The organism is Chitinophaga polysaccharea, from assembly GCF_902150045.1.
GTDB lineage: Bacteria > Bacteroidota > Bacteroidia > Chitinophagales > Chitinophagaceae > Chitinophaga > Chitinophaga polysaccharea_A.
In genome coordinates this window covers 15,262-29,379 of record NZ_CABFVU010000007.1, presented here as the reverse complement: position 1 = coordinate 29,379, position 14,118 = coordinate 15,262, and the positions used below count along the sequence as shown (strand labels likewise).

The window sequence follows — 14,118 nt, the reverse complement described above, 5'->3', positions numbered from 1 at the left end:
TGTTAGATACCCGGATGATAAGAGGGTGTATCAAGTACGATACACCCTCTTGCTTTTTATGCAGATGACCGGCAGTTGTTACAGGGAAGCCCTTGCAGCGGCACTGATAACGCCTGTTTCAGGATCTTGTATCATGCCAATCAGTTCCCAGTCCTGCGTGTTAAACCCATCGGGAAGATGGATGCTTGCAGCGCCTTGTTTGCCATCCCGCAGCTTAAATGCCTGCAGATCCCGTACCACCTGTACATGAGAAAGAGTACGCCCTTCGTTTTCACCTCTCTCCACTTTGCTTACTGCATGTTTTTGCACAACGGCAATAAGTAACTGGTTGTTGCCGGTATTACCGGTCACCTCATAGGTGAAATTTGCTTTGCCCGGTTGCAGCTGCGCTTTTATGCCCAGGCTTGCAGTTGTGCCATTGCCAAGCGCATCGCCAATGGCATTGGTTACAGCAGATTCATCGGATCCTATGCATGATGTCTGGCCGTTAACAACCAGCTGAGGAGTGTATACCTGGCTGGGCAACTGCTGGCTGTACTGGTATTGGCGCTTTGAATATTGGGGTTGGCTAAATACATCTTTCCAGCCAAGGCGGTTCCAGTAATCCACATGATAAGCCAATACATAAATGGGTTTATTCCCGGCCTCTGTTTGTATGCGGGCTAACAGCGCATCTGCGGGAGGGCAGCTGGAACATCCTTCTGAGGTGAACAGTTCCAGCACTGCAAAACTATTGCCGTTATTAGTACGGGTTTGTTTTTTTGAAGCGCTAACCCGGTTGGCAAATACTGCGGATAATAGTGTGAGTACAATTACGGCGCCTATTGCGGGCATCATTACCTGTTTCATATCTTTTGAATTTTATTTTATTCAAAAGTACCGGCTGTTATTGGTGGGGGTAAGCGGAAAAGCCTTCAGCCAGGCATTTTCGGTGCTCAACCGGGACAAAACAGCCGGGAGAAAATTATATCACCGGTCTTCCATCCAGCTAAGAAAGCTATGTGATTTCTCCTTATTGACCAGGAGCTTATCCGGTGTTTCAATCACCAGCTTCACGAGAAGCTTACGCAGGAAATAAGGCTCCACTTCCTTGATGGCCTTGAAGTTAACCAGGTATTGGCGGTTCAGCCGGAAGAATTGCAGGGAAGATACGGATTGCGTTACCTGGTCGAGCGACTGGGTTACGTTATACTGTTGTTTATCGAAACACATGATCCAGGTAGCATCGTGGCGAACATAGAAGAAAGCGATATCTTCAATACTAACTGTTTTGTATTTCTGGTTTTTGAAAACGAGAAAGCTGGTCTTACCACTTGGCGGGCTTAGTTTAGAAAGAATATCACCCAGGTCGGGAATAGCTTTCTGCTGGAAGAAATTTTTCAGCTCATCCACTTTCCGGAGCGCGTCTTGTATATCCTGTTTGGAAAATGGCTTCAGCACATAGTCCACGCCATTGCTTTTAAATGCTTCCAGGGAATATTCATCATAAGCTGTACAGAATACAACGGGACAGGTGATTTTTACCTGTTTGAATATTTCAAAGCAAAGGCCATCTGCCAGCTGGATATCCATAAAGATAAGATCGGGCATAGGCCCTTCTGAAAGCGCGGCAACTGTGCTTTCCACGCTTTGATACTGGCCGGTGATCTTATCTCCGGGCTTCAGGCCCAGTATAATATTTTCGAGCGACCGGGCCGTTTTGAGCTCGTCTTCAACGATGATGATGTTCATGGATCAGCGGCAATTTGATTTTAAAGGTTTTTTCGTTAGCAACAATATCGATATGCTGCTGCATCAGGTGTTGGTATCTCAGGTCAATATTTTTAAGCCCTACACCCAGAGAATTTTGCTCCCCTGTTTTCTGCTGCACCTGGTTTTCTACAATGATTTTATCATCTTCCTCATAGATCCTGATATGCAGCGGTTTGTCAAGGGAAACGATATTGTGTTTGATACAGTTCTCCACCAGCAGTTGCAGGGTAAACGGAGGGATCAGTGTTTCCAGCAGCTGGTCGCTGAGTGTGCTTGTAAAAGTAAAGCCATCTCCAAAGCGCGCTTTCTGAAGGAAAAGATAAGCATTGAGGATGTCCATTTCCTCGCGCACATGGATCAGGTCCAGCTTCCGACTTTCAAGTGTAAAGCGGTAGAAGTTGGATAGCTTGATGATAAAATCAACCGCTTCCTGTTCCCCGCTTTCTACCATTGCCTTTAATGTATTCAGGCTGTTGAACAGGAAATGCGGGTTTACCTGTTGCTTCAGCAGTTCGTACTGGGCGCTGAGGTTATCACTCTTTATGCGTTCCAGTTCCATTGTTACATGCTGGTTCTCGTAATTTTGTTGCAGCAGGTGCAGGAACATATAAAACACGAGGTTGATAAGGATACCCCTTACTTCCACCATCAGCATCACAGGGCCAAAATTGATATGCGACAGGATCAGTTGCTGGATATAAGCAAGTCCGAGCATCACTACCAGGCCAAACAGCAGGCTGCTTAGCAGTTTTGAATACGAGATGCTTTGTTTGCGCGGCTGATCAGACTGACCTGACAGTATGTAAATATTGAAATACCACATCAGCAATGCAAAGGTGGCTGTTATACCCGCATTCACAGCTGCTTCCGCCAGGTGGAAATGATGCTCGGCAATTTGAGGTACGGAAGAAAGTAACCCTAAGCCTATAGAGCTAACCCATATGGTTGCCTGTGATATTTTAAAACCTGGATTTTTCATCTGTAATAAATCAATCTACTGGCGATAAAAATATTCATTTTTACCTTACTATCAGAAAAAGTTGATGGTATGTTATTATTCATGCCGTACATATTACGGGAAAACAGAAGGGCTGTGAGAAAATATATAACTGATCCGTGCAGCGGGGCCTGTCTCTCTACCTTTACCGTGGCGGCGTTCCAGCCGGTATTCCAGGTGCTCCGGTGCATCTGCGGCAGCGGTTATTGTTTCAATACTTTGAACAGCACCGTTGATGTAACTGCCGTACCAATATTTATTACCGGCCTGTTTAAAGGTAACGAGTTTGAATATTTCGCCGGGAACATGTGTTTTGTACCCGCCAAGCGCGCATGTTTCAGCGGCCGTATTGCCAAACAACACGCTCATGGTTTGTTGCTGCCTGTTGGCAAATGAGGTGATCACCTGCAAACCGCCTGCATTGAATATCTCCCGTGTATGCTGCCTGTCCGGAACCGGCCGGCTACAGGCGCCTGTAACAGTAAGGAGGAAAAGCAGAAGAAAATTTTTCATACCATTTATTTTGATGAGTGAGAAGATGGCTGCTATTTCAGTTCATTGTTGGGTAATGGGAGATTGAATACATAGTCGTTTGCACTGGCAATTTTATGGCAATTGAAACAGGTGGTATTGAACATAGGCGTAGCCCCGTATGGCTTGAGCGCAGTACCGTTGAATTTTGCGAAGCCCCAGCCTTTACTGTCGGTGAACCGCTTGTTATCTTTCGTCATGATCTGTACGCTGTTCAGTGATCCGGGAAGGATATCGCCGTTCTTTTCTTCAATGCTGTTCCATACTACCTTTACAATGGTACTGCCTTCAGGAAAGGGATTGATCCGGTTTTCTTTAATGGCTTTCGCGGCAATGTCGTTGCCATACACCACGCGAATGCTGTGATTGTCGAACCGGTTGGTGGTGCTGATCACCTGCCATCTCCTGAAATCAGGCGTATACGCTACACCATTGGCGGCTACAGGGTTTCCGGCTGCAGCCGTAGATTTTTCCCGGGATTGCCTCAGCTCTTTATCTGCCTGTTGTATCAGGGCAGTATCATGGTATACCGCAGGACTGAGATCATTCACATACTTTTTCAGCGTGGTAATATCATTTGCTGTAAGCCTGGATTGAGGATGTGTGGCGGCATAAGTGCCCAGGGGCATTTTGCCTGTCAGTACCATGTTCACCATTTCCCAGAGGAAGCCCTGCTGGCTTGCAGGAGAAAGCGTGTCCCAGGTAGAGAGATTGAATCTTGATCTTGCTTCATTCACATCTGCGGATACCAGCCAGGAAACAGGTGCAATTTTATCGTACCAGCTAAGCCTCGATTCGTTGGAGTGGCAATCGTAACACGCGCGGCGCAGAATGCCCAGCACTTCATCGGGAGCCTGGATGGGAGCCGTTGCGGGGTGGTTCTGCACTGGCTGCCCGATAAATTGCATGGCCGTGATCAGCAATACAATGAGCGCTGTTATCCATCCTGTTTTCCTTGTAAGTATTTTCATACATCAATTTTTTAATTGCTAAATAGATACTAGCCGGCATAACTGTTTGCCTCGGTAATAGCGCGGGCAAACGCTTCCGGGGCTTCCTGCGGGAGATTATGACCGGCTCCTTTGATAATATGATGTACGTGCTTGCCGGTGAACCTGTGTGCGAAAGCGGAACCATCGCTGGCGGGAACTACACCATCGGCATCACCGTCGAGCGTAACGGATGGCACAGTAACAGAAGGCGATGCGGCCAGCCTGTTTTCAATGGCGTCGTATTGCGCTTCGCCCGGTTCTATGCTGAGCCGCCAGCGATAGTTGTGAAGCACAATGGCAACATAATCCGGGTTTTTGAAAGAAGCGGCGGACACGTTGTAGGTGGCGTCATCAAAATTCCATTGCGGTGAAACATTTTTCCAGATCAGTTTATTGAAATCATACCAGTTGGCGGTATAACCCAGTTTACCACGCTCGGTAGCAAAGTAGTACTGGTACCACCAGCCCAGTTCTGCTTTGGGAGGTAATGGTTGTTTGTTTCTTTCGAGGTTGTTGATAAGATACCCATTTACAGATACCATTGCTTTGCAGCGTTCCGGCCATAATGCCGCAATAATATTGGCCGTGCGCGCTCCCCAGTCGAAACCACCAAGGATGGCTTTTTTAATATTCAAGGCATCCATGAGGGCAATGATATCGGCGGCCACCGCAGCCTGCTGGCCGTTCCTGTATGTTTGACCGGACAGGAACCTGGTGGTGCCATGTCCGCGCAAGTGAGGCACTATTACCCGGTAGCCTTCGGCAGCCAGTATATCGGATACCTTTGCATAGCTGTGGATATCATAAGGCCAGCCATGCAGCAGGATAACGGGTTGCCCGTTTGCAGGTCCTGCTTCTGCATAGCCTACATCCAGGAGCCCGGCCTTTACCTGTTTGATGTTATCGAAAGAGGGCAGCAGCCGTGGCGTATGTTGCTGATCTCCACCTTTTGAAGCCAATGCCTGTAGGGGGGATAGTTTTGTTGCCGCTAAGGTTAAAGCGGCCATGCTGAGAAAATGTCTGCGGTTAAAATTTCCGGTGTTTGCCATGATTCTTTGCTGTGATGCTTTTGTGCACCAGGGCAGAACGAAAGTACCCCGGTGAGGCTGCAATGAAAACCGGTTTTGGGGTGAACCAGACAAAAACGAGGTTGATTTAGACAGATGTGACGCCCGGAATTTCCGGATATCGTAATTACTTTTCCCAATTAGATAAACTGCTGCCCCCGTAAACTATTCATCTTTGCGTAGTTTTTATTTTAACGTCAATACAACCATTTTCTGTTGCTGTGGGTGCGTAAGCCGCTATCAGGCACCGGCGTGAAATGCTTATTCACGGTTGGAACAGACAAGTAGTCATCTCACAAAAAAAATAAAAGAATGAAAACATATTTTACATTACAGCTATTATTGATCCTGTCTGTTTTTTCATATGCCCGCATACCGGAAGGGCCGGACGATGCAGGGATCGTGAAAGGCAGGGTACTGACCTCAGATAATCAACCCGCTTCCCAGGTAACGATCCTGCTGGGCGATAAACAAAAGGGCGCCATCACCAATGAACAGGGTGAGTTTATTATACGCAAGGTAAAACCAGGTAACTATACTATCCGTGTTTCCCTGGTAGGGCATGAGCCTTTGCTGCAAAATATACAGGTAGAAGCCAATAAAACGACCATCCTGGAGCTTCGCTTAAAGGCCAGCGACAAGGAGCTGCAAGCGATCACGGTAACCGGCAGCGGGAATAAATTTGCAAAAAGGGAAAGTAATTATATTGCCCGGCTTCCGTTGAAAAACCTGGAAAATCCACAGGTATATAATGTGATCTCAAAAGACCTGATGCAGGAACAGGTAACCGTTGACTATAAAAGCGCCCTGCGAAACGTGCCGGGAGCAGCTGTAGGCTTTGGCGGCGTTAATAACGGTATTACCTATATGATCCTGCGGGGCTTTTGGGTAATCAGCCAGATCCGCAATGGTATGGCGGCTATGCAAAGCGGCGGTATTGACCCGGTGAATGTAGAACGTATTGAAGTACTGAAAGGCCCTTCCGGCACCTTGTTCGGATCCAGCCTTATTTCTTTTGGCGGCTTTTCCAACCTGGTAACCAAAAAACCTTTTGATACCTTCAGGGGAGAAGTTAATTACACTGCCGGTAGCTGGAACCTGAACCGCTTAACTGCAGATATCAATACCCCTCTGAATGATGATAAATCAGCGCTACTGCGCCTGAATGCAGCGGTGCATACAGAGAACTCGTTCCAGTCGTACGGCGCCAGCCGCAGCCTGGCCCTGGCTCCCAGCTTTTCCTATAAGGTAAATGACCGTCTCACTCTTTCCCTTGACGCAGAAATTTATAAAGTGGACCGCAGCGCCCAGCCTGCATATTCATACGATTTCAAGAAAATATCTTTCAGGAAAATCTCTGATCTGGCGCTGGATTATAAGCAGTCGATTGGCACCAGCGACCCTATTGTACAGCAGGGCAACCTGAATGTATTTGTGCAGGCAGATTATAAGATGTCTGATCAATGGACATCATCTACCCAGTATGCCATGGGGCAGGCGAACTTTGATAATATCAATTACCTCTGGCCTGCCGAAATCCTCAGTGATTCTACCATCAAACGCAATTTTGCTGCTTCGAGGGGAAGCGTGAACAATTCTATCCAGTTTCAACAGAACTTTACCGGCGATTTTAAGATAGGCAGGCTTCGTAACCGGATGGTTGCCGGCGCGGAGGTTTATTACCTGGCCAATAAAGCCATGTCGTATGGCACGCTGCTGTATGATACGGTGAACGTCCGCAGATCCATCAAACCCATGTCGCTGGCAAGAATGAACGATATGGTAGCGGCGGTAGGGTCTGCCAATCAGACCGTGGCTACCCAATACCGTTACAGCGCTTATGTATCAGATATGCTGAACTTTACCGATCAGTTAATGTTAATGCTGAGCCTGCGCCTCGACAGGTTTGAGAATAAAGGGACATCCACCAACGGGGCGAAAGCGCCGGCAGCAGGCATTTATGGACAAACTTCCGTGTCGCCCAAACTGGGAATTGTTTATCAGCCGGTAAAAGACAAGGTATCTTTGTTTGCCAATTACATGAACGGGTTTCAGAATATGGCTCCTGTTACCCAGCCGGATCAGACGGCCCTGGTGCTGAAACCTCAGTACGGGAATCAGTGGGAGGCAGGCACCAAGGTAGATATCGTAAAACATAAGCTGAGCGGAACACTGAGCTACTATCATATCAGTGTAAATAATGCAGTGCGTGCCAACCCCGATAATCCTACCTTTTCCATTCAGGATGGCTCACAGCTGAGTAAAGGTTTTGAAGCAGATATTATTGCCAACCCTGCGGCAGGACTGAACATCATCGCCGGGTATGGCTATAACAAATTTACCTATACAAAAGCGAATAAAGGAGTGGAAGGCACCAGCAACGGGCTGCCTGCTCATATGGCCAACCTGTGGGTCAGCTATAAATTCCCGCAACAAATATTGAATGGGTTTGGTATTGGCATAGGTGGTAACTATGTAAGTGATACTTATCCGGAAAATGAAAGTAACCTGCTTACTATCCCTGCTTATACCAGGCTGGATGCTACGGTTTTTTATGATTATCCGAAGTTCCGCATTGGTGTAAAGATCAATAACATTACAAACGCGCAATATTGGGGGATCAATAATGATCCGCAGAGCCCCAGAAATATTGCAGGCAGTATTTCCTATAAATTCTAGGACCCGGTATGGTTACTATTATTCCGGCGTATTGGGGCTTCCCTCTATTCCCAGCCGCTTTAAAACGTTCCTGGTGACCCGGTCGCAGCGACTTGAATGGAAATGATAAACATGATCTTTCATATAGGCGTTTAAATCTGCCCGGAGCATCGCCTTAGCGCGGTTGAGGCGTACTTTCACATTGTTTTCCTCAATGGTGAGCGCTCCGGCAGTTTCTTTTACAGACATTTCCTCGATTTCGCGCAGCACGAAAACCAGCCTGTATTTTTCCGGGAGGCGGGTAATGGCATCTTCCAGTATCTGGCTCAATTCCTTGTTTGCTAAATCCCTGGCCGGGGTTGTCATATCTGTAAATTTATCTGGTGATAGTGAACTGGTAAATCTGTTCCTGTTTTTCCGTTTCAATTCATAGCACTCGTTGAGCATAATGCGTGTGAGCCAGGTACCGAGAGAGGCACGGAACGCGAACTGCGACAAATGACTATAGGCATTGATATACGTGTTCTGCATGGCATCTTCGGCAGCTGCATCATCTTCCAGTACCGACATGCCGGTGCGGTAAAGGCGTTGGTTATACCGGCTGATAATCACGCGGAACAGGTTGCGCTCACCTGCCAGTATCCTTGCGATTGCTTCCTGATCGGAAACCTGGTTTACTATGTCTTCCTTTTGCGGTGTCATGTTAATTAGATGAAATAACCGGTAAAAGGTTACAAAAAAATAAGGTGTGTTTTTTGTAACCTTTTTTTGCGCTGTATCTCTAACCATCATACTAAAACATATGTATTATGGCAACTATCCAACAGCTTCAAAAAACCTTACGTTTTACCTTTGGCATTGTGCCCATTGTAGCGGGGCTGGACAAATTCACCAATCTACTTACCCACTGGGAAAACTACCTGGGCAGCAATGCTGCTTTGATCCCCTTCGCCGCCGCCACTTTCATGAAAATTGTCGGGATCATTGAAATTGCCGCCGGAGTGCTGGTATTGGTACGTCCCCTTTTGGGCGCCTACGTGGTAATGGCCTGGCTGATCTGCATTGCACTGCAATTGCTTGTTGCCGGGCAGTATTTCGACGTAGCGGTCCGTGACCTTGTTATGGCCGTAGGCGCCTACACACTGGCACAGCTGACAAAGATCAATACACAACGTTCCTGATGAACAAGGCAACCGGCGCTGCTGCCGGTTGCCTTGTTATGGCTTCCTGAAATCGGTAGGCCTGGCATGCACGAATTCATGGAATGTATCACTAAAAGAATTGATAGAGCTGTAACCTACCGCGAACGCTATTTCGCTGATAGGCTTGCCTGTTTTCAGGATCATTTCAATGGCCCTTATCATTCTTATGGTTTTAAGATATTGCAGGAACGAGATCTTCAGGTTCGATTGAAATAACCGGGAGAGGGAGCGTTCCCCGATATTGAACTGTTTGCTTACACTGCCCAGTGTAAGCCGTTTCCCGATATTTCTTTCGAGGTAGTCGGTAATATCCTGCATCTGCTCATTGTTAGTAGCCGGCAACACAATAGGAAGCGCCTTCCTGCTTTTTTCCGGCAGCATCTTTTTCAGCGCCACCAGGAATTCAAAGTTATAGTCTTTGCCGCCTACATGCCTGCCATCCCAGCACTCGGTGTAATTGATCATCTGGATCAGTAACTCACTGGCAGGGTAAATTCCCAGCTGGCTATAAAAAGGATCTGTTGCATCATCGTGCGCATAAAAATAAAGTGAGCGCAGCACCGTGGCCTTGTGCCCGAGCCGTAATGTATGCCACATGCCGCGCGGAATCCAGAAGTAATGCCTGGCCGGCACCACATAAGTAAGGTTTTCAATAGTGATATAGGCAATTCCTCCTTCCACATAGCTTAACTGCCCCTTGTTATGACGGTGAAGGGGGATCAGCTTTTCCGATTTTTCATGCATCACGAAAACGGAATTCCTCTTTTTTTCTATTTCCGGTAATGAAGCAATTAAGCCCATAGCATTGTTTGTTAATGTAAAATAGTAAGGTAGCTGTATAAAAATAACATTTGTCCGGAATGATGAAAAAATTGGCTATTACGGTGAAACTAACAATGGATTATCGTGATAATTTTGCCCCCGAATATTATGAACAGCAGAAGTCTTTTTTTAGCAGGAGTATTTTTCGCAGGCAGGAGTTTTATTGCCACTGGCCAGGATACTTTAAAATTAACGCTTTCCGAAGCATGGCGGAAAGCAGAAGAGCACAGCCGCATCATTGAAATAAACAGGAAAGCCACTGAAATTGCCGCAGAAGAGATCAGGGATACAAGGACGGAGCGGTTACCGGAAATTGGCATTAGCGGCAGTGCAGAAAAAGCCTCTAACATCCCTATCTATGAAAATGGTTTATTCTCCAAACCCTCCCAGCACGAAGTGATCCACACCCTTTATAAAGCAGGAGCCGATTTTTATCTCAATCTTTATAACGGCAATAAGCTCAACCTGAAAATGGAGGAAAATAAAACCCTCCACCAGCTCAGTACTATCCGGGAAAATGAATCCGTTTCAGCTATCCGTTATAAAACGGCGTCTTTATACCTCGATCTTCAAAAAGCATTTATCTTCAGAAATCTTATTACAGCAGATATTGCCGACCAGGAAAAACAACTGAAGGAGATCAAAGCCTTTCACAGGAACGGCATCGTGCTGAAAAGCGATGTGCTCCGCGTAGAGCTGGATCTGTCGAAAAGAAAGATGACCCTTGTTAGCATAGAAAATGATATACTGATCGCCACGCAGAAACTGAATATCATTCTCGGAGAGCCGGACGACAGGATCCTCTTTCCCGCCGGTCCTGAAACAGGCCCGGGCAGCAGCGGGGCTTATGAAGAATACCTGGCCATAGCGCTGGAGCATTCTTTCCCTTATCACATTTCTGAACAGCAAACCCGGTTGAGCGAAATACATCTGAAACAGGTAAAAGCGAATGTCCGTCCCAAGGCAGGCATGTACGGCGACTTTTACTATGCCAACCCACAGATATTCCTTTATCCCTATAACCCTTACTGGTACTCGCTGGGAGTAACCGGGCTGAAAGCGTCTTTCCCCATATCGTCGCTCTATCATAATATACATAAGGTAAGAGCGGCAAAACTTGAGCTGGAGAAAGAAGAGGAGGCACATAAAGACACGGAAGACAAGGTACGTCAACAGGTGAAGGAAGCCTTTCTCCGTTACAAAGAAGCAATTATACAGATCGGGGTGTCGGAAGTGAATGTAGCGCAGGCGCAGGAAAATGCGCGTATTATCAGGCATACATATTTTAACCAGGCATCGTTAATCACCGACTTACTGGATGCCGATATCCAGGTGCTTCAAACACAGTTTGAACTAGCATCAGCAAAAATTGCGGCACAAAATAAATTTTATCTTCTACAGCATATCACAGGCGTTCTTTAACCAATGAAAAAGAAATATACCGTTACAGACAGGCTGATCACCCGTATCACGGGCTGGATGGCAGGGATCATTATTCTCTTGCTCCTCTGCTGGGGCGTTTATACCATATGGGAATATTATATTTATGAGCAAACCAACGATGCACAGGTACAGGAATATGTGAACCCGGTAATATCAAGGGCAGGCGGTTTTATTGTGGCAGTGAAATTTGAAGAGAACCAGCAGGTGAAGAAAGGAGATACGCTCTTACTGATCGACGACCGGGAATATACCCTGCAACAGGCGCAAACTGCCGCTTCCCTGCAGAAAGCGGAGGCCCGCATGGAAGTGCTGGAAAGCAATATCCGTACATTGGAGAAAATGGCTAACGCATCGGAAGCACAGATCGCTGCAGCAAAAGCGAAAATGTGGAAGCAACAGCTGGACTACCAGCGTTACAGCCAGCTTTACAACGAGGAATCAGCTACCAAACAGCAGCTGGAAAACATGCAGGCGGCACTGGATGTGAACACCAGCGATTATCAGTCGTCGCAAGACAACTACGGGGCGGCCCTCTCCCGCATTGCTGATATCCATGCAGAGAAGCGGGTAGTGGCAGCAGAGATCGACCGGCTGAAAGCCTTGCTGGACCGCCATAAGCTGGATGTGAGCTATACCGTGATCACGGCCTCGTATGATGGCCGCATGGGTCGCCGTACCGTGGAAACAGGGCAGATGATCAATGCCGGTGAAATTCTGGCCTATATCGTAAACAATGAAACCGATAAATGGGTAGTGGCCAATTACAAGGAAACCCAGATCGCCAATATGCGTATAGGCGACTCCGTTAAAATAGTAGCCGACGCATACCCCGACCGTACATTTAAAGGAACCATCATTTCCCTGTCGCCTGCCACGGGCTCCAGCTTTTCATTGCTGCCGCCGGATAACTCCACAGGCAACTATGTGAAGATTGTGCAGCGTATTCCTGTGCGTATCCGTGTAGATGGCGCCAGGAAAGATATTGATGTGCTGAAAGTAGGAATGAATGTAAATGTATATGTACCCAAAGCCCGTCACCGTGGATAATGCTATTCCTGTATTTAAATCATGGGCGCCGGACTGGCTGGTGAAAGTGATCCTCTTTTCCCTGCTGCTGCCAAGCATCGTACTGTTTTTCCTGCCCTTGTCCAACATCAACGCTGCGGCAGGTTACTATGGCAGCGAGCCGGCGGATATCCAGTTTTCGGTAGCGCTGTTTTATGCAGGCTATGTTGGGTTTTACAGCCTGGAACGGCGCTTTTTTCTTTACCTCGCGTCGAGGGAATATTTCATCCTGTTTACTTTCCTGCAGATATTAACCAGCCTGGTTTGCTATCATACACATGAACTGTATATTTTTTTTCCGGTGAGATTTTTCCAGGGAATGCTGTTTTCCTGTACAGTGAACCTGTCGCTTTCCCTCATGTTTACCCGGTTGCGCTCGGAGCGGGCAAGAGAAGTAAGCTTTTCTGTATTCTTCGGCTTACTGCTATGCGCCATTCCTTTCAACAATTTTGTAACGGCAGATCTGATCGACTCCTGGAACTTTAATATTGTTTATAAAGGGGCGCTGTTTTCCTACCTGCCCTGTCTTTGCCTGTTAATGCTCAGTATGAACAATGTCAGGCCCGATGTGCGCTTCCCCTTGTATAAGCTGGACTGGCAGAGCTTTACCCTTTACAGTATTGCTCTTTGCCTGGTGGGCTATATCATGATTTACGGGCAGGAATACTACTGGCTGGAAGATCCGCGGATAAGATACAGCGTTACGGGTATCGTTGTGCTTTTAGCCATTTATCTTTTCCGGCAAAGGAGTATGAAGCATCCGTATATGGACCTGCGCATTTTCCGGTTCCGTAATTTTAAAGTAGGATTACTGGTGCTTTTTATGATGTATATCTGCCGGTTTGCTTCAGGCATCACCAATAATTTTTTTGCTACGGTGTTGCGCCTCGATCCCATGCATGTTTCCTATATCAATCTTTTCAACCTGGCTGGTATAGTGGCCGGTGTTATTATTGCCTGCTGTATGATCCTTCAGCAGCGGCGCATCCGTTATATATGGATGCCGGGATTTATTTTACTGCTGCCATTTCATGTGAGCATGTATTTTCTTTTTGATGTACAGGCCAATGAGTTCAGTTACTATATCCCTTTGTTTATACAGGGCCTCGGCGTGGGGTTGATTATGGTGCCTACTATTGTTTATTCCATTTCTTCTGTACCTTTATCCATGGGTGCGTCGGCATCAGCTGTTTGCCTGGCGGTGCGTTACCTGGGCTTTTGTGTGAGCATTGGCATCATCAATTTTTTTGAACTGTATGAAAAGAGCCGCCACTACAATGCATTCCAGGATCATCTTACCCGGTTGGACCCAGGCGTGAAACAGGTAGTGAGCACGCAGGTCCGTCAGCTGCAGGCCCGTGGAATGGCTCCCGGCCCCTCTGGCAGGGCAGCCGGCAGGTTACTGGTGAACGCTGTGAACGGGCAGGGGCAGCTTCGCTTTGCGATGGACTACTACGAAATGATGTCGTTGCTGCTCGTAGCTATATTGCTGCTGATCGCTTTATTTCCGTACCTGAACAGAACGGTGGTATACCTGCGGTCAGGACGGCTTTCTCCTGCCTAGGTCTGTTTGTTTTTTAAATTACTGA

13 protein-coding genes are annotated in these 14,118 nt (G+C 47.1%); 5 read left to right on the top strand and 8 right to left on the bottom strand.

Going from position 1 to position 14,118, the window contains the following annotated elements:
* Positions 1-78: 78 nt before the first annotated feature.
* The 6 genes from FN124_RS30630 to FN124_RS30605 all read right to left on the bottom strand — a co-directional run bounded on the left by FN124_RS30630 (position 79) and on the right by FN124_RS30605 (position 5,321).
* Entirely contained in the window at positions 79-849 is a 771-nt protein-coding gene (locus FN124_RS30630) for a DUF1223 domain-containing protein (RefSeq protein ID WP_142688621.1), read from the bottom strand.
* 120 nt (positions 850-969) lie between these two features.
* Positions 970-1,731: a LytR/AlgR family response regulator transcription factor gene (locus FN124_RS30625; protein ID WP_142688620.1), complete on the bottom strand. Its 762-nt coding sequence runs from the start codon at positions 1,729-1,731 to the stop codon at positions 970-972.
* Complete coding sequence (locus FN124_RS30620) at positions 1,712-2,731, bottom strand: sensor histidine kinase (protein ID WP_142688619.1); 1,020 nt, start codon at positions 2,729-2,731, stop codon at positions 1,712-1,714. Before FN124_RS30620 ends, FN124_RS30625 begins: the two co-directional genes overlap by 20 nt.
* A gap of 93 nt (positions 2,732-2,824) precedes the next feature.
* Positions 2,825-3,262, bottom strand: a complete 438-nt coding sequence (locus tag FN124_RS30615; protein WP_142688618.1) for a hypothetical protein — start codon at positions 3,260-3,262, stop codon at positions 2,825-2,827.
* A gap of 32 nt (positions 3,263-3,294) precedes the next feature.
* Positions 3,295-4,251 (bottom strand): heme-binding domain-containing protein, encoded by a 957-nt coding sequence (locus FN124_RS30610; protein WP_142688617.1) that lies wholly within the window; start codon positions 4,249-4,251, stop codon positions 3,295-3,297.
* 29 nt (positions 4,252-4,280) lie between these two features.
* Positions 4,281-5,321: an alpha/beta fold hydrolase gene (locus FN124_RS30605; protein ID WP_142688616.1), complete on the bottom strand. Its 1,041-nt coding sequence runs from the start codon at positions 5,319-5,321 to the stop codon at positions 4,281-4,283.
* Positions 5,322-5,651: 330 nt separating this feature from the next.
* On the opposite strand from FN124_RS30605, the gene FN124_RS30600 reads away from it, so the two are divergent.
* Positions 5,652-8,018 carry a TonB-dependent receptor gene (locus FN124_RS30600; protein ID WP_142688615.1) on the top strand — a complete coding sequence of 789 codons (2,367 nt, stop codon included), beginning with the start codon at positions 5,652-5,654 and terminating at the stop codon, positions 8,016-8,018.
* Positions 8,019-8,036: 18 nt separating this feature from the next.
* On the opposite strand, the gene FN124_RS30595 is transcribed toward FN124_RS30600, so the two are convergent.
* Positions 8,037-8,699, bottom strand: coding sequence for an RNA polymerase sigma factor (locus tag FN124_RS30595; protein WP_185937468.1), 663 nt, complete (start codon positions 8,697-8,699; stop codon positions 8,037-8,039).
* 107 nt (positions 8,700-8,806) lie between these two features.
* Here FN124_RS30595 and FN124_RS30590 point away from each other — a divergent pair, with 107 nt between their 5' ends.
* On the top strand, positions 8,807-9,178 hold the full coding sequence (locus tag FN124_RS30590; RefSeq protein ID WP_142688613.1) for a hypothetical protein: 372 nt from the start codon (positions 8,807-8,809) through the stop codon (positions 9,176-9,178).
* A gap of 36 nt (positions 9,179-9,214) precedes the next feature.
* Here FN124_RS30590 and FN124_RS30585 read toward each other — a convergent pair whose 3' ends face one another.
* Positions 9,215-10,000, bottom strand: coding sequence for an AraC family transcriptional regulator (locus tag FN124_RS30585; RefSeq protein ID WP_142688612.1), 786 nt, complete (start codon positions 9,998-10,000; stop codon positions 9,215-9,217).
* 129 nt (positions 10,001-10,129) lie between these two features.
* Between FN124_RS30585 and FN124_RS30580 the strand changes: the two genes are divergently transcribed.
* From FN124_RS30580 to FN124_RS30570, 3 genes are read left to right on the top strand one after another with little or no spacing between them, the layout of a single operon-like run.
* A complete protein-coding gene (locus tag FN124_RS30580) occupies positions 10,130-11,443 on the top strand; it encodes a TolC family protein (RefSeq protein WP_142688611.1) in 1,314 nt (437 codons plus the stop codon).
* Positions 11,444-11,446: 3 nt separating this feature from the next.
* A complete protein-coding gene (locus FN124_RS30575; RefSeq protein WP_142688610.1) occupies positions 11,447-12,511 on the top strand; it encodes an HlyD family secretion protein in 1,065 nt (354 codons plus the stop codon).
* Entirely contained in the window at positions 12,483-14,093 is a 1,611-nt protein-coding gene (locus FN124_RS30570; RefSeq protein WP_260607630.1) for an MFS transporter, read from the top strand. The genes FN124_RS30575 and FN124_RS30570 overlap by 29 nt, the downstream gene beginning before the upstream one ends.
* The last annotated feature ends 25 nt before the right edge of the window (positions 14,094-14,118 follow it).